The following is a 14,558-nucleotide window of genomic DNA, read 5'->3' as shown; positions in this document are numbered from 1 at the left end:
GCGCGCGCCCGCGTCGAGCGCCGCGGCCATGGTGGCGGCGTTGCGGGTGTCCACTGAGATGACAGCGCCCTGGGCGGCCAGCGCGCTGATGGCGGGGAGGATGCGCGCCATCTCCTGCGCGGGGGAAATGGGGGCGGCGCCGGGGCGGATATCATCGACATCGGCGGCGAAAGCACCCGCCCCGGCTTCGAGCATGGCGGCGCCTGCGGCGATCGCGGCCTCGGGCGTGGCGTGCTGGCCGCCGTCAGAGAAAGAATCGGGCGTGACGTTGAGGATGCCCATGACGAGCGGGCGGGCCAAAAGGAGTCCGGCCCAGGCGAGGGGGGGTGCGCGGTTCATGCGGGCTGGTTATCATAGGCTGATGCGGTGGCCAAAACATGCTATCGCGGGGCCGGCAGCTGGGGAGGCGGAGTGATGGCGGGGAGACTTTATCTGGGCACGCGGCGTTATTCGTCGTGGTCGCTGCGCGGCTGGCTCATGGTCAGGCTGGCGGGGATCGAGGCTGAGGAGATTGTGATTCCGCTGGCCGGGGGCAGCACGCCGGCGGTGAAGGCGGCGTCTCCCAGCGGGATGGTGCCGTATCTGGAGCATGAGGGCGCGCGGGTGTGGGATAGCCTCGCCATCGCGGAATATTGCGCGGAAATTAACCCGGCGCTGTGGCCGGGCGAACGCATTGCGCGCGCGCATGCCCGGGCCATTGCGGCGGAGATGCATAGCGGGTTCCGCGCGCTGCGGCTGGCGATGCCGATGAGCCTGGGGCGCAGCTGCCCCGGCCTGGGGCAGAACCCGGAGAGTCTGGCGGATGTTGCGCGCATTGACGCCATCTGGTCGCAAACGCGGGCAGCTTACGGCGCGGGTGGCCCGTATTTGTTCGGCGCGGCGTTTACCGCCGCCGATGCGATGTTCGCGCCGGTGGCGGCGCGGTTTTTGATCTATCAGCCGCCGCTCAGCGCCGCCGCCGCCGCGTATGGCGCGGCTGTGCGGGCGCATCCGTTGATGGCGCAATGGTATGATCTGGCGGCCAGGGAACCCGCCGCCTGGCGAATCGAAAAACTTGAAATCCTCGCATGAAAGCGTCTGACATGAAGAATTATCTGGGTGGCGCCGTGCTGGCGGCGCTGTTTTTAGCCGCGCCGGCGGACGCTCTGGCCGGGCAGGACATGATCGCGGATCATGGCGCGGTCTGGTGGACGAAAGATATCGGCGCCGCGACGCAGGGGTTTATACAAATCCATAACACCAGCGCGGCCGGGGATGTTCTCACCGGTTGGAGCTGCCCGATCGCCGATACCACGACTCTGGTGGATGCGGCGGGCAAGCCGTTGCGGAGTCTGGATATTCCGGCGGGGCAGCGTGTTACCCTGTCGCCCGATGGCCCGCATCTGTTGTTGCAGGGTACGCATTTCGCGGTTGCCAGGGGCAGTGTGCTGCCCTGCGCGCTCACCTTTCAGGACGCGGGGGATATTGCCGTGTATTTGAACAGCATTCCGGCGCCGAAGGGGCGGTAAGCCGCCATGGCGCCCCGGCGGTGGCGTGCTTGCGGGGGGGAGGATGCGGCATGAAGGTGTTGCTGGTTTGCATGCATCATCCCGAGCTGGTGCGCGGCGGCAGCCAGCAGGTGGCGCATGAGCTGTTCGCGGGGCTGCGCGCGGCGCCGGGTGTCGAGCCGGTGCTGCTGGCCTCGATTGATCATTCATCGCTGGCGCTGTTCAAGAGCGGCGCGCAGATTACCGGGTTTGACGGCCGGGCGGACGAGTTCGTGTTTCTCAGCCAGGATTATGACTACGCCTGGCAGAAGAGCGGCAGCGCGCCGCTGGCTGAGGCGTTCGCGGCGTTTTTGCGCCTCGTTGCGCCGGATGTGGTGCATTTCCACCATTTCATGACGCTGGGGATCGATTTTCTGACGCTGACCCGCCGGGTGCTGCCGCAGGCGCGGATTGTTTTCACCGCGCATGAGTTTGTTACCATCTGCGCGGCCAGCGGCCAGATGCGCCGGTTGACCGACCAGTCGCTGTGCGCCCGCGCCTCGGCCGTGCGTTGCCACCAATGCCTGCCAGAACAGCCGCCTGAGCATTATTTCATGCGCGAGATGTGGATGAAGCGGCATCTGGAGGCGGTGGACGTGTTCATCACCCCCAGCCGTTTCATGGCCGATATGTTCGTGGACTGGGGGCTGGCGCGCGAGAAATTCATGCATGTGCCCAACGGGCAGGACCTGCCCGGCGCCCCGGCGTTGCAAAGCCCGGCATTGCCAGCTTTGCCGCGCGCGCGGCGCAACCGCTTTGGCTTTTTCGGCCAGATGGTGGACGCCAAGGGCGTGCAGGTGATCCTGGAAGCCGTGGCGCTGCTGCGCGCCGGGGGGTTCAGTGATTTTACGGTTGAGATCAACGGCGGCAACATCAACTTCGCCACGCCGGCGTGCCGCGCCGGGATTGAGGGGTTTTTTGCCACCGAGGCGCAGCGCCCGGCGGGGGAGCGCAATGTCATCTTCAATGGCGGCTACCATCCTGGCCAGTTGCAGGGGTTGATGGCGCGGGTGGACTGGTGCCTGGTGCCCTCGCTCTGGTGGGAGGCTTTTGGCCTGGTGATCTCGGAGGCCTGGGCGTTTGGCCGGCCGGTGATCGCCTCCAATGCTGGCGGGCCGGCCGAGCGCATTACCGATGAGGTGGACGGGTTGCTGTGCGCGCTGGGCGATGCGCGGGCGCTGGCCGGGACCATGCGCCGCGCCGCCACCGAGGAGGGGCTGTGGGAGCGGCTGGCCGCGGGGATTAAGCTGCCGCCCTCACGCGCGGAGATGACGCGGGGGTATCTGGAGGTTTACGCGCGGTCCCGGGCGGATGAGAGCGCGATCGTTTGAGGCTCGCTCGCCTGAGCGAACCGAAAGCGTGAATCGCCCTCGGAAAAATGGCGCGAGCGCGATCGTTTGAGGCTCGCTCGCCTGAGCGAACCGAAAGCGTGAATCGCCCTCGGAAAAATGGCGCGAGCCTGATCGCACTTAAACCAATCAGGCTCTAAGCGGCCAGCCGGCGCGAGCGGCGGAACAGAACCACGCCCAGGGCCGCCGAGGCCGCGAACATGACGCCGCCGATCAGCAGCATGTGCTCATGGCTGGGCGCGCTACCCTGGCCGAACACGGCGAAGATGAGGGTTTGCGGGATAAAGCCGAGCGCGGAGCCGGCAAGGAAGGGCAGCGCGGGGATGGAGGAGAGCCCGGCGGCGAGGTTGAGCAGGATGTTGCTGCCCACCGGCATCAGCCGCAGGGTGAGGGTGGCGATGAAGGGCTGGGCGGAGAGCGTGGTGTCAATCCTGGTCAGCGCCTTGCCGAAATAGCGGTGGATGAAATTCTGCCCGATGGCGCGCGCCCAGATGAAATCGAGGCTGCAGGCGAGCACCTGCGCGACCAAAGCGATGGCGGTGCCGTACCACGGGCCGAAGGCGTAGCCCGCGACGAAGGCGGGCACCTGGCGCGGTAGGCCGATGGCGATGAGGAAGGTGGCGGCGAGCAGGAACATCGCGGGGCCCTGCACCCCGCCCCTGGCGACCAGATGCACCAGCTCCGCCTGCGCCGAGGCGGCGCCGAGCAGCGGCAGCGCGGCGGCGATCGCGATCATGCCGCCGGCCATCAAGGCGGGTTTTAGGGCGCGGGTGGCGGCGATGGCGGTGGGGCTGCGGTTGATGCGCTCGCTCATCTGTTCGCTCATGGGGTTGGGTCAATCTGCGGTTGTTTCCAGCGCCGTTGCAGCCAGGCGACGCCGAACAGGTCGACGATGCCGACTTTCAGGCGGTCCCACGTGCCGTAATGCGAGGCGCCGTGGGTGCGCTGGTGGTGGCGCACCGGCACGGAGACGACGCGGCCGCCGGCGCGGATAAAAAGTGCCGGCAGGAAACGGTGGATATGGTCGAAATGCGGGAGTTCCAGAAACGCCGCGCGGCGGAAGAGTTTTAAGCCGCAGCCGGTGTCGGGCGTACCGTCGCGCAGCAGATAGCCGCGCACGGCGTTGGCGATGCGCGAGCCCCAGCGCTTGGCTTCGGAGTCCTTGCGGGTGACGCGGTGGCCCGCGATCAGCACTGGTTTGGCGCCCTGCGCCTCGGCGGTGAGGGCGGCGTCCAGCATCGCGGGGATGTCCGCCGGGTCGTTCTGGCCGTCGCCGTCCAGCGTGGCGATGAAGCTGCCGCGCGCGGTTTTAACTCCGGTGATGACCGCGGCGCTCTGGCCGCAGCTGCTGCGGTGGCGCACGCGCACCAGGGTAGGCAGGCGGGCGGCGATTTCAGCCAGGATTTTCGGGCTGGCATCGGTGCTGCCGTCGTCAACATAGACGATCTCATGCTCGATTCCGGCCAGCGCCGCGCTAATGGAGGCGATCAGCGGCGGGATGTTCGCGGCCTCGTTATGCACGGGCACCACGACCGAGATGAGCGGTGTGCCGGGGGTGGTTTCGGGCAAAGTGAGGAATTTTGGTTCGATGTTCATGGGGCTCATTCAGCCGTGGCATTAAGGCGTATCTGTGGCTCAAATCCGTCGAGAAACAGATCGCGCGCGCCAAAGCCGCCTGGTTTGAGTAAAAAATGGTGGTTTCCGCCGCTTAACCAGCGCAGCCCGGCCATGGCGGCGCCGGTTTCGAGGGTGTGCACATGCAGACGATCAAGGATTGCGCTGGCGGTGTCGTTGCCGGTGAGCACGAAGCGGCGCACCCCGGCATCGGCCAGCCCGGCGGCGATGTCCGCGAGAATCGCGGCGACCGGGAGGCCGTGGTGTAATTTGTCCGGCGTGGTGGAAGCGGTGATGATGAGGGGCTGCCCGCCCTGGGCTTGCGCCCAGGCGAGGGCGTGGGCCGCCGGGTTGGGGGCGGCGGGATCAACCTGCAGGAAGGGCAGGGCATGCCGCGCGGCGCCGAGCTGGTAGAGGGTTTGGCGGTCCAGCGCGCCGGAGAGGATGGCCAGCGCGCCGCCGGGCGCCTCTGCGGCATGGCCGGTTTCAGCCGGGCAAAGCCAGGCGGGGCCGCCGCTGAGCGGCTGCGCCTCCACGGCGGCGGCAATGGCGGCGCATTGGGCGATGTCCACGGCATCAAGCAGCGCCAGCGCGGCGCCTTGTTCCTTGAACGCGGCGAGCTTGCGCCGGATTGCGGGAACCCCGGCGGCCACCACCTCATGTTGCACCACCGCCACCCGGCCGGAGAGCGCCGTGCGCAACGCATGGTGCAGATTGACGGCCAGCCGCCCATCCTGGAACAGATGCCCCTGATACACGGTGCGCCCCAGCGCCGGGGCCGCGAAGCTCGCCGCCATGAAGCCGGTGCCGGATTGTTCGATCAGGCAATCCAGCAGCGGGGCCAGGGCGTTGGCATCGGGCGCGGCCTCCTGGTTGCCGAAGCTGAAAAACAGGCGGGCCGGGCTGGCTTGCAGCGCGGCGGTGACTTCGTGCCCGCTCAGCGCCAATCCGGCGGGGGCGAGAATTGCGTTGCCGGCATCAGTGCCGCGCGCCAAGCGGGTGCCGGCACCCCAGGCGGTGGCCAGGGCAACGGCGTCCTGCAAGGTCCAGGCGAGGGCGGAAGGGGTCAGCTGTGGCATATTGTCATGATTTTTTAATCAGCATGCCGCGATAAATGGCACGGAGCAAGGCGGGCTTCCAGACCGGCCGCTGAAAAAAAACGGGAAACATGCGCGGCGGGCATTGCCGGAGCCCCGCTGGGTTTAATGCTTTTGCGGCCTTGGCTTGGCCGGGGGGCATCGCTATAAGCCCGCTCAACCACGGGGGCCAGTTGCGGCCTACCTGAATTGAATTGAAGGATACGGACGGCATGCTCATCTCGTTGCCACCGGACTACCGGCCCTCGGATACCGAGGAGTTCATGAATCCCATGCAAACCGAATATTTCCGCCAGAAGCTGCTGCGCTGGCGGGCGGATCTGGTGAAGGAAGCCAACGGCACTCTGGCTTCGCTGGGGGAAGGCGGCATCCTTGAGGCCGATATTACCGACCGCGCCAGCGTGGAGACCGACCGGGCGCTGGAACTGCGCACCCGCGACCGCGCGCGCAAGCTGATCGGCAAGATCGACCAGGCGTTGCAGCGCATCGAGAACGGCACTTACGGCTATTGCGAGGAAACCGGCGAGCCGATTGGCCTGCGCCGGTTGGAGGCGCGCCCGATTGCGACGCTCTCCATCGAAGCCCAGGAACGCCATGAGCGCATGGAGCGCGTCCACCGCGACGATTGATGCCGGACGATTGATGCCGGCGGCGGATTGGGCGTTACGTCGCGTCCCGGGCGACGCGCACGCGCTCGGCGCGGCGGCCGTCCATGGCCAGCACGTCAAACTTCCAGCCGCCGAAGACGATAGCGTCGCCCTTGCGCGGCGGGCGTTGCAGCAAAGCGAGGATGAGGCCGCCCAGCGTGTGGTAGGTGCCCTCGGCGGGCAGAGCCGGCAGGTGCAGGCGGGCTTTTATTTCGTCAACGGGGGTGAGGCCGTCTAGCTCGTAAAAATCGGCCTCGGGCGAGTCGGCGCCTTCCTTGGGGCCGGTGTCGTCGGCGTCGCCGACGATGGCTTCCAGCACGTCCGCCGCGGTGACCATGCCTTCGAAACTGCCGTATTCATCGAGCACGATGGCGATGCCGAGCTGGTCGGACTTGAGGCGCTCCAGGGCTTCCAGGGCGGAGACCGAGTCCGGGATGGCCATGGGTTGACGCATGGCGGCGGCCAGGGAGAAATCCTTGCCGTCGAGCACGCGGTCCAGGATATCCTTGGCCTGGACGATGCCGGCGACGTTGTCGATCGCGCCGTCGCAGACGACGAAGCGCGAATGGGGGGCGGCGCGCAGCGTGGCGATGATGGCGGCGCGCGGCGCTGTGCGGTCGATCCAGGTGATTTCGGTGCGCGGTGTCATGATCGCGCGCACGGGTTTATCAGCCAGGCGGAGCACGCGCTCGATGATGTCGCGCTCCTCGGTCTCCAGCACGCCGGTTTCCGCGCCTTCCGCCAGCATGGCCTTGAGTTCTTCCTCGCTCATGGCGCGGCGGTCCTCGCCGGCGGGGCCGAAGGCGCGCAGCACCAGAGTGGTGGTGGCGCCGAGCAGCCAGACCACGGGTGTTGCCGCCATGCCCAGAAGTGCGAGCGGCTGCGCGATGGCCGCGGCCACGCGCTCTGGGTGGCGCAGGGCCAGTTGTTTGGGCACCAGCTCGCCGAACACCAGGGTGAAGAAGGTGATGCCCAGCACGGTGAGCAAGAGCGCCAGCGGTTTGGCGTAAGGCGCGAGGAGCGGGGCATGGGCCAGGGCCGGGGCCAGATGGCTGGCCAGCTGGTCGCCGCCGAACACGCCGATGAGGATGCCGATGAGCGTGATGCCAAATTGCGAGGCGGGCAGAAAGCTCTGCGGATTGTCAGCCAGCAGGCGCGCGCGCGCCGCGCCGCGCAGGCCCTGGCGCTCCATGAGCGTGAGCATGGCCCGCCGGGCGGAGACCAGCGCCAGCTCGCTCAAGGCAAAAGCGCCGTTCAGGAGGATGAGGATGGCCAGGATCAGCAGTTGCAGGGCGAGAGTCATAAGCGCTTTCTAGTCCCAATCCACGAAAAATGCAGCTTCGCGACCTTGCGAAAATTTCATAATGCCACAATCGGGACACAATCACGCCCAGACCCCGCCGCTTTGGGTAACCATACATTGCGGCGTGCGAGGCTTGTCTCGCACAAATCTGGACCTGCACCATGACGTTTCAGTCACAAATCCGCCGCCAGTCTCCGCAAGTTTCCACCCGCAAGGCGCGCCGCGGCTGGGCCAGCCCCAGCTCCTGGGCGGCATCGCTTGGCGTTGGCGTGCTCGCCTTTGGGCTTTGGGCCGGGTTCAACCGGCCGGTTACGGATATCCCACCCTACAGCGGGGAGATTGGCGGCCTTGCCTTCTCGCCCTTCCATGCGGGGGAAAACCCGCAGACCAACCGCTACCCCAGCGTTGCGCAGATCAAATCCGATCTCGCGCTGGCCGCGGCGCACACCCATAACATCCGCACCTATACGGTTCAGGGCATTCTGGGGCAGATCCCGGCTCTGGCCGAGGGGATGAACCTGAACGTCACCCTCGGCGCCTGGCTGGACCGCCATCCGGCGGCCAACGCCGCGGAGCTGGCGAAGGTGGTGCAGGTCGCCAATGCCAACCCGGATGTGAAGCAGATCATGGTCGGCAACGAGACCATTTTGCGCGGCGATTTGCCGGTGCCCGAGCTGATGGCCGACATCGCGCTGGTGAAATCGCAGACGCATGTGCCGGTTTCCACCGCCGAGCCTTGGCATGTGTGGCTGAAGCACCCCGAACTCGCCAACTCCGTTGACTTCATCACCGTGCATTTGCTGCCCTACTGGGAAGGCGTGCCGGAGAGCATCGCCGTGCAGGACGCCATGCACCGCCTGGCCGAGGTGCATGACAAATTCCCCAACAAGCGCATCGTGATCGGCGAGATCGGCTGGCCCTCCGATGGCATCGACATTGGCGCGGCGCGCGCCAGCACGGTGAACCAGGCCCGCTTCATGCGCGACTTCTTCAACCTCGCGGCCAAGGATCATCTCCAGTATTTCGTGATGGAGGCGTTCGACCAGCCCTGGAAGACGAGCTTTGAGGGCCGCGCCGCCGGGTACTGGGGCATGTATACGCTGGGCCGCCAGCCTAAATGGTCGCTCACCGGGCCGGTTGAGAACAACCCGCAGTGGATTTTCTACGCCCTGGGCGCGGCGCTGCTGAGCCTGGCCGCCACCATGGCGCTGCTCTCGCGCCGGCCGGACATCCGCTTCTCAGGCAAGTTCATCTTCGCTGCGCTGGTGGAGGGCTTCACCGCCACGCTGGCGATGCTGTTCATGACCATGAGCGAGACTTATCTCTCGCTCAGCGCCGCCGCCGTGTGGGGCGCGCTGGCCGCGGGCCAGGGGCTGCTGCTCTTCCTGCTCATCGCCGACAGCTTCGACCTGGTGGAAACCATCTACGGCCGGGTCGCCAAGCGGCATTTCGAGCCGATCCCGGCTCCGGCCGGCGCCAAGCTGCCGAAGGTCTCCATCCACCTGCCCATCTGCAACGAGCCGCCGCACATGGTGTGCCAGACGCTCGATGCCCTGGCGGCGCTGGATTATGACCGCTTCGAGGTGCTGGTGGTCGACAATAACACCAAGGACCCCAAGGTGTGGGAGCCGGTGGCCGAGCATTGCGCGCGCCTGGGGCCCAAATTCCGCTTCTTCACGCTGGGCAAGTACAAGGGCTTCAAGGCCGGTGCGCTCAACTTCGCGCTGCGCGAGACCGCGCCGGATGCCGAGGTGATCGGCGTGATCGACAGCGACTACATCGTGGACCCCGACTGGCTGCGCTCCATGGCGCCCGCGTTCGATAATCCGAAGGTCGGGTTCACGCAGTCGCCGCAGGATTACCGCGATAACGACGGCAGCCTGTTCAAGCGCATGATGTTCTGGGAATATGCGGGCTTCTTCCACGCCGGCATGGTGGCCCGCAACGAGCGTAACGCCATCATCCAGCACGGCACCATGACCCTGGTGCGCAAGGCCGCGCTCATCAACGAGAACGGCTGGGCGGAATGGTGCATCACCGAGGACAGCCAGCTTGGCCTGCGCCTGTTCCGCGCCGGGTATGAGGCGGTGTATTCCAAGAAGAGCTTCGGCAAGGGCGTGATGCCTGATGACTACAACGCCTTCCGCAAGCAGCGCTACCGCTGGGCTTATGGCGCCATGCGCATCGTGCGGGCCAACTGGCGCGCGCTGTTCTCGCCCTTCAACCATGAGCTGACACTGGGCCAGCGCTGGCACTTCATCACCGGCTGGGTGCCCTGGTTCGGCGATGCGCTGGGTCTGGTGTTCCTCGGGCTGGGGCTTGCGTGGTCGGCCGGGCTGATCCTGGACCCCGTGCGCTTTGAATTCCCGATCGCGCTGTTCATGCTGCCTTCCATCGGCCTGTTCTTCTTCAAGATCGTGCAGATACTGGCGCTGTACAAAAACCGCGTGCCCTGCGGCTTCGCGGACCGCGTGGGCGCGGCGGTTGCCGGGCTGGCGCTCTCGCACAGCATCGGCAAGGCGGTGTGGAAGGGGTTGTTCTCGAACAGCCTGCCCTTCCTGCGCACGCCGAAGATGAAGAACGCCCCCGCGCTGGTGCAGGGGCTGGTGATGTCCCGCGAGGAGCTGGTGCTGCTGGTGCTCACCTGGGGCGCGCTGCTGGGGGTTGGCTTTGGCCACCACTGGGCGACGCTGGAAACCAGGCTCTGGTGCGCGGTGCTGTTCACCCAGTCGCTGCCCTATCTGGCCTCGGTCTCGGTCGCCATCCTTGCCGCCATGCCCGCCCCGGCACCCAAGCCGGTGCAGGCCCCGGCGAAACAGGCCGCCCCGGCGCGCATCGGCAACATGCACCCCGCCGCGGGGGACTGAACCGGCGGCCAGCGCCGCTTGAGCCAAAACCCAGGAAGCCCCCGCTTCCTGGGTTTTTTGTTGCCGCACGCCTGCCCTGCAAATGTTTTCTTGCGTTTTGCGCTGCACCATGCGCATAAGCCGTCGTCGACCGCGAATGCGCGACCGGATCCTTGATTCGGCCTTGGCGGTTGATTTGTCTATTGGGGCGGGAACGCCCTTCCCGGGCATTGTTTTACCCGTCCAATCCAAAATCGCGCGTGGAAACCGGACATTATCGCTGCAAGCCATATGGTTGCGGCGCCGGAGACGTTTATTTTTATGACTGAAGTTACCTTTGAATCCTTTGGCTTTGCCACGCCGATTCTCCAAGCCCTGAAAAACAGCGGCTTTAACCATCCCACCCCCATTCAGGCCGGCGCCTTGCCGGCTGGTCTCGCCGGGCGTGACGTTCTGGGCACCGCCCAGACCGGCACCGGCAAAACCGCCGCCTTCGCGCTGCCCATTTTGCAGCAGATGGCCGCCAGCCCGCTGCGCCCGCGCCGTTTTGGCACGCGCGCGCTCATCCTCTCGCCCACGCGCGAACTCGCCGTGCAGATCGAGCAGGAGTTCAAGAAATTCGGCACCGGCCTGGCGCTGAACACCGTGCTCGTGGTCGGCGGCGTGGGCCGCACCGGCCAGGTTAACCGGATGTCGCGCGGGGCGGATATTGTTGTGGGCACGCCGGGGCGCATCTGCGACCTGATGAGCACGCGCAACCTGATCATCGACCAATGCCAGTTCTTCGTGCTCGACGAGGCTGACCGCATGCTCGATCTCGGCTTCATGCCGGATATCCGCAAGGTGGTAGCCCAGCTTCCGGCGCGCCGCCAGTCCGCGCTGTTCTCGGCCACCATGCCGAAGGAAATTCTCTCCCTGGCCGAAGGCCTGCTGCGCGAGCCGGTGCGCGTTTCCATCGAGCCGGTGGCCTCCACCCCGGTGCTGGTGGAGCAGCATGTGCATTTCGTCGAAGGCTCGGGCAAGCGCCATCTGCTCAGCACCTTGCTGCGCGACGGCGCGATGACCCGCGCCATCGTCTTCACCCGCACCAAGCGCGGCGCGGACCGTGTGGCCTTGCAGCTCACGCAGGAGAAAATCTCCGCCACCGCCATGCATGGCAATCTGGGCCAGAATGCCCGCCAGCGCGCGCTGGAGGATTTCCGCGCGGGCAACGTGCGGGTGCTGGTCGCGACCGATCTGGCCGCGCGCGGTATCGACGTGGCGGGCGTTTCCCACGTCATCAATTACGAACTGCCCAACGAGCCGGAGAGCTATGTTCACCGCATCGGCCGGACCGCGCGCAACGGCGCCACCGGCATTGCCGTGGCCCTTTGCGACGCGACGGAGCTCGGGTTCCTCAACTCGATCGAGAAGCTGACCGGCGTGAAGATGAATGTCGCCAGCGGCACCCGCCCGGCCCACGCCGCCGCGACGAAAAAACCCGCGCGCCATCCGGACCTGGTGGTGCGTAAGCCCAAGCGCCCGCAGTATGGCGAGAAGCGGAATTTCTCACGGGCGGCGTAAACAAGACGCATAAGCCTGAAGACCAGAAACGGCGCCTCAAAAGGGCGCCGTTTTTTTGTGGCCGTTCGTTGCTGGATTCAGGCGGGCTGAAACCGGCGGAGGGAAATTTCCGTGGCGATGGCGTGGATTTTTAGATCATTTCCACCGGTTGGCACGGTCTCGACCTCCTGCGCCGCGAAGGCGCAGCCCAACCTGAATGCTGCGGGCAGCGCCGCCAGCGTACGGTCATAATACCCGCCGCCGTAGCCCAACCGGTTTCCCTTCGCATCAAACGCCAGCAGCGGCATCAGCACGAAATCCGGCCGCGCAATCTCGCCCGCCGGATGCGACGTGCCGAACCGGCCCGGCAAAAGCGCAGCGCCCGGCTGCCATTTTTTGAACACCAGCGGATGGCCGCGCGGCGGGGTTTCCGGCAGGCAGAGCGCAACCCCCCGCGCCGCCAGCGCATACAGCAGCGGGCGGATGTCGATCTCATCGCCCATCGGCCAATACCCGGCGACCACGGCGCCGGGCGGCGGCGGACAATTTTCCAGCACATGCCGGGCAAGGTCTTGCCCCAGCGCGGGGTCGCACGCATTGCGGGCGGCCATGGCCCGTTTGCGCAGTTCGGCCTTTGCCTCGGCCAGGGCGGTGCCGTTCATCATGGCGTGGTCAATCTGAATTCAATCCGGCGGTTTTGTGCGTAGTCCGCCGGGGTGTTGCCTGGCGCGATCGGGTTGTTGGCGCCCATGCCGGAGGTGACCAGCCGGTTCTGCGGCACGCCGTCGGCGATCAGCAGGTCCAGCACCGCCAGTGCGCGGGCCGAGGAGAGATCAAAGTTCGATTTGAACGGCCCGCCGGTGATCGGCTGCGCATCCGCATAGCCATCCACCGAAAGCACCCAGTTCACATCAGGCGGAATCTTGACCGCGATTTCCTTGATGGCCGCGGCCACCTGGGCGATTTCCGCGGCGCCCGCCGGGGTGATGGTTGCCTCATCCACCGGGAACAGCACGTCGCTCTCGAACACGAAACGATCTCCGACGACCTTGATGTTTTTCTCGCCCTTCAGGCTCTCGCTCAAGGTGCGGAAAAATACGCTCTGGTACTGCTGCAATTCTTCCACCTTGCGGGCCAGCGCCTCGTTGAGCCGTTTGCCGAGATCGGTGATCTGCACGTTATCCTTGGCATCGGCGGCCTGGGCTGCGTCCAGCGCCTGGGCCAGCGCCGCGAGCTGCGCGCGCATCGCCGCGATCTGCTGGTTGAGCAGGGCAACCTGGGCCAGCGCGTCATGCGAAATTTTGGTCTGCGCGGCAAGTTGATCCTGCAATCCCGGCCCGGCATTGGCCTGCGCCTGGGCCTGGGCATCCATTTGTGCCTGCAACGCGCTGATGCGCCCGGCGCTGGCCGCCGCCTGGGCCTGCGCGTCAGACAGTTGCGCCTGCAAATCCTTGCCCTGGCTCTGCAAACTCGAGATCGTCGCGGCATCGGCGCTCACCTGCTGGTTCAGCCCAGCATTGGCCGCCTGCGCGCCCGCCAGCTGCGCGTTGAGCGCGGAAAGCTCCTGAGTCAGTGTCGTGTCCTTCGAGGTTTCCATCGAGAGGCTCTGCGTGAGTTGGGCGATCTGGTCGCGCAGTTGCGCGATTGTGTTGTCGCTGCCGCTGAGCGCGGAGGATAAAAACGCCTCGGCCAGCACGAACACCAACAGCACGAAGATGGTGACCATGAGCAGGGTGGAAAGCGCGTCGACATAGCCCGGCCATGCCTCCAGCCCGTTACTGCCGCTGCGTTTGCGGCTCATGCCCGGGCGTCGTCCGCCAGGGCGGCGATGGTGCGGGTCAGGATTTTCAGATCGCTGCGCAGTTCGTTGGTGGTCTGCATGCGGCCCTGTTCGGTCTCGGTCAGCAGCCGGCTCAGCAGCAGTTCGATATTACGCAGATGCGAGCGCTGGACATCATCGCCGCCCTGTTTGTCGGCCAGCCGGACCATGAGCTGCTGGTTCAGCTGCAAAGTGTCGGCCAGGTTGGCCATGCGCTCGTTCAGGCCCAGCAGCGCGGCGTTGCCCTGGGCGCGGCTATCCTCGCCGCGGGAGAGCACGCGCTGCAGCGAGTCCATGTTTTCCGCCGTCTGTTCCAGCAGCGCCTGCACATAAACCGGCACGCTGCCTTCGCCATCGCCGCCCAGCGTGCCGCTGGAGAGCCGGGTGAGCCCGGCCAGCCATTCCTCCAGCTCGTTGAAGAAGCGGTTCTGCGCCTGGCCGGCGGTGAGGTCCAGAAAGCCGAGGATGAGCGCGCCGGAGAGACCGAACATCGAGGAGGAGAACGCCGTGCCCATGCCCGCGAGCGGTCCGGCCAGCCCGCCTTTCAGCTGCGCGAACATCGCGTTCACATCGCCGCCGGCCAGGTTCATGCCGTTGATGACGGCGGCGACCGAGGAGACCGTGTGCAGCAGGCCCCAGAAGGTGCCGAGCAGGCCAAGAAAGATCATCACGCCGGTGACGTAGCGTGAAAGCTCGCGGCTCTCATCGAGCCGGCTTGAAATACCATCAAGGATGGTGCGCATCGCCGTGCCGGAGAGCGTGATGCGGCGTTCGCCGTCGGCCCGGCCGTGCAGCATGCGCGCCATGGGGGCGAG

At 66.3% G+C, this 14,558-nt stretch carries 14 protein-coding genes; 6 read left to right on the top strand and 8 right to left on the bottom strand.

Going from position 1 to position 14,558, the window contains the following annotated elements; translation table 11 throughout:
• A partial coding sequence (locus tag HKL97_RS00985; RefSeq protein ID WP_291421962.1) for a dihydropteroate synthase occupies positions 1 to 339 on the bottom strand: 339 nt, incomplete at its 3' end.
• Between the two features lie 75 nt (positions 340 to 414).
• Here HKL97_RS00985 and HKL97_RS00980 point away from each other — a divergent pair.
• Genes HKL97_RS00980 through HKL97_RS00970 form a run of 3 tightly spaced genes read left to right on the top strand, consistent with a single transcriptional unit; the run spans position 415 to position 2,857 of the window.
• Entirely contained in the window at positions 415 to 1,071 is a 657-nt protein-coding gene (locus HKL97_RS00980; RefSeq protein WP_291421959.1) for a glutathione S-transferase, read from the top strand.
• 11 nt (positions 1,072 to 1,082) lie between these two features.
• Positions 1,083 to 1,508 carry a copper chaperone PCu(A)C gene (locus tag HKL97_RS00975; RefSeq protein WP_291421957.1) on the top strand — a complete coding sequence of 142 codons (426 nt, stop codon included), beginning with the start codon at positions 1,083 to 1,085 and terminating at the stop codon, positions 1,506 to 1,508.
• A 50-nt stretch (positions 1,509 to 1,558) separates the two neighbouring features.
• The gene (locus HKL97_RS00970) at positions 1,559 to 2,857 is read left to right on the top strand and encodes a glycosyltransferase family 4 protein (RefSeq protein WP_291421955.1); all 1,299 of its coding nucleotides are present in this window, start codon (positions 1,559 to 1,561) and stop codon (positions 2,855 to 2,857) included.
• A 154-nt stretch (positions 2,858 to 3,011) separates the two neighbouring features.
• On the opposite strand, the gene HKL97_RS00965 is transcribed toward HKL97_RS00970, so the two are convergent.
• Genes HKL97_RS00965 through HKL97_RS00955 form a run of 3 tightly spaced genes read right to left on the bottom strand, consistent with a single transcriptional unit; the run spans position 3,012 to position 5,568 of the window.
• A complete protein-coding gene (locus tag HKL97_RS00965) occupies positions 3,012 to 3,701 on the bottom strand; it encodes a TVP38/TMEM64 family protein (protein WP_291421953.1) in 690 nt (229 codons plus the stop codon).
• Positions 3,698 to 4,471 (bottom strand): glycosyltransferase family 2 protein, encoded by a 774-nt coding sequence (locus HKL97_RS00960; protein ID WP_291421950.1) that lies wholly within the window; start codon positions 4,469 to 4,471, stop codon positions 3,698 to 3,700. The genes HKL97_RS00965 and HKL97_RS00960 overlap by 4 nt, the downstream gene beginning before the upstream one ends.
• A 5-nt stretch (positions 4,472 to 4,476) precedes the next feature.
• Entirely contained in the window at positions 4,477 to 5,568 is a 1,092-nt protein-coding gene (locus HKL97_RS00955) for a nucleotide-binding domain containing protein (protein WP_291421948.1), read from the bottom strand.
• A 230-nt stretch (positions 5,569 to 5,798) separates the two neighbouring features.
• Here HKL97_RS00955 and dksA point away from each other — a divergent pair, with 230 nt between their 5' ends.
• Positions 5,799 to 6,215, top strand: coding sequence for an RNA polymerase-binding protein DksA (dksA, locus tag HKL97_RS00950; protein WP_284257193.1), 417 nt, complete (start codon positions 5,799 to 5,801; stop codon positions 6,213 to 6,215).
• Between the two features lie 34 nt (positions 6,216 to 6,249).
• Here the strand turns inward: dksA and HKL97_RS00945 are convergent, their stop codons facing one another.
• On the bottom strand, positions 6,250 to 7,536 hold the full coding sequence (locus HKL97_RS00945) for a hemolysin family protein (RefSeq protein ID WP_291421943.1): 1,287 nt from the start codon (positions 7,534 to 7,536) through the stop codon (positions 6,250 to 6,252).
• A gap of 161 nt (positions 7,537 to 7,697) precedes the next feature.
• Between HKL97_RS00945 and HKL97_RS00940 the strand changes: the two genes are divergently transcribed.
• Both HKL97_RS00940 and HKL97_RS00935 read left to right on the top strand, forming a co-directional pair.
• On the top strand, positions 7,698 to 10,403 hold the full coding sequence (locus HKL97_RS00940) for a glycosyltransferase (RefSeq protein ID WP_291421941.1): 2,706 nt from the start codon (positions 7,698 to 7,700) through the stop codon (positions 10,401 to 10,403).
• Between the two features lie 300 nt (positions 10,404 to 10,703).
• The gene (locus HKL97_RS00935) at positions 10,704 to 11,945 is read left to right on the top strand and encodes a DEAD/DEAH box helicase (RefSeq protein WP_291421939.1); all 1,242 of its coding nucleotides are present in this window, start codon (positions 10,704 to 10,706) and stop codon (positions 11,943 to 11,945) included.
• Positions 11,946 to 12,022: 77 nt separating this feature from the next.
• Here HKL97_RS00935 and HKL97_RS00930 read toward each other — a convergent pair whose 3' ends face one another.
• The 3 genes from HKL97_RS00930 to HKL97_RS00920 form a co-directional block, all read right to left on the bottom strand.
• Positions 12,023 to 12,589: a 5-formyltetrahydrofolate cyclo-ligase gene (locus HKL97_RS00930; protein WP_291421937.1), complete on the bottom strand. Its 567-nt coding sequence runs from the start codon at positions 12,587 to 12,589 to the stop codon at positions 12,023 to 12,025.
• Positions 12,586 to 13,725 (bottom strand): peptidoglycan-binding protein, encoded by a 1,140-nt coding sequence (locus HKL97_RS00925; protein ID WP_291421936.1) that lies wholly within the window; start codon positions 13,723 to 13,725, stop codon positions 12,586 to 12,588. Before HKL97_RS00925 ends, HKL97_RS00930 begins: the two co-directional genes overlap by 4 nt.
• The coding region (locus tag HKL97_RS00920) for a flagellar motor protein MotA (protein WP_291421934.1) at positions 13,722 to 14,558 on the bottom strand (837 nt) is incomplete at its 5' end. The genes HKL97_RS00920 and HKL97_RS00925, both read right to left, overlap by 4 nt.

The sequence above is a fragment of the Acidocella sp. genome, assembly GCF_013044125.1.
Classification (GTDB): domain Bacteria; phylum Pseudomonadota; class Alphaproteobacteria; order Acetobacterales; family Acetobacteraceae; genus Acidocella.
The sequence above is the reverse complement of the archived record's forward strand: the minus strand, read 5'-3'. Positions and strand labels throughout refer to the sequence as shown.

Bases quoted from the DNA above. Each gene is read 5' to 3' on its own strand.
- HKL97_RS00980 (WP_291421959.1), top strand. From the start codon at position 415: ATGGCGGGGAGACTTTATCTGGGCACGCGGCGTTATTCGTCGTGGTCG.
- HKL97_RS00975 (WP_291421957.1), top strand. From the start codon at position 1,083: ATGAAGAATTATCTGGGTGGCGCCGTGCTGGCGGCGCTGTTTTTAGCC.
- HKL97_RS00970 (WP_291421955.1), top strand. From the start codon at position 1,559: ATGAAGGTGTTGCTGGTTTGCATGCATCATCCCGAGCTGGTGCGCGGC.
- HKL97_RS00965 (WP_291421953.1), bottom strand. From the start codon at position 3,701: ATGAGCGAACAGATGAGCGAGCGCATCAACCGCAGCCCCACCGCCATC.
- HKL97_RS00960 (WP_291421950.1), bottom strand. From the start codon at position 4,471: ATGAACATCGAACCAAAATTCCTCACTTTGCCCGAAACCACCCCCGGC.
- HKL97_RS00955 (WP_291421948.1), bottom strand. From the start codon at position 5,568: ATGCCACAGCTGACCCCTTCCGCCCTCGCCTGGACCTTGCAGGACGCC.
- dksA (WP_284257193.1), top strand. From the start codon at position 5,799: ATGCTCATCTCGTTGCCACCGGACTACCGGCCCTCGGATACCGAGGAG.
- HKL97_RS00945 (WP_291421943.1), bottom strand. From the start codon at position 7,536: ATGACTCTCGCCCTGCAACTGCTGATCCTGGCCATCCTCATCCTCCTG.
- HKL97_RS00940 (WP_291421941.1), top strand. From the start codon at position 7,698: ATGACGTTTCAGTCACAAATCCGCCGCCAGTCTCCGCAAGTTTCCACC.
- HKL97_RS00935 (WP_291421939.1), top strand. From the start codon at position 10,704: ATGACTGAAGTTACCTTTGAATCCTTTGGCTTTGCCACGCCGATTCTC.
- HKL97_RS00930 (WP_291421937.1), bottom strand. From the start codon at position 12,589: ATGATGAACGGCACCGCCCTGGCCGAGGCAAAGGCCGAACTGCGCAAA.
- HKL97_RS00925 (WP_291421936.1), bottom strand. From the start codon at position 13,725: ATGAGCCGCAAACGCAGCGGCAGTAACGGGCTGGAGGCATGGCCGGGC.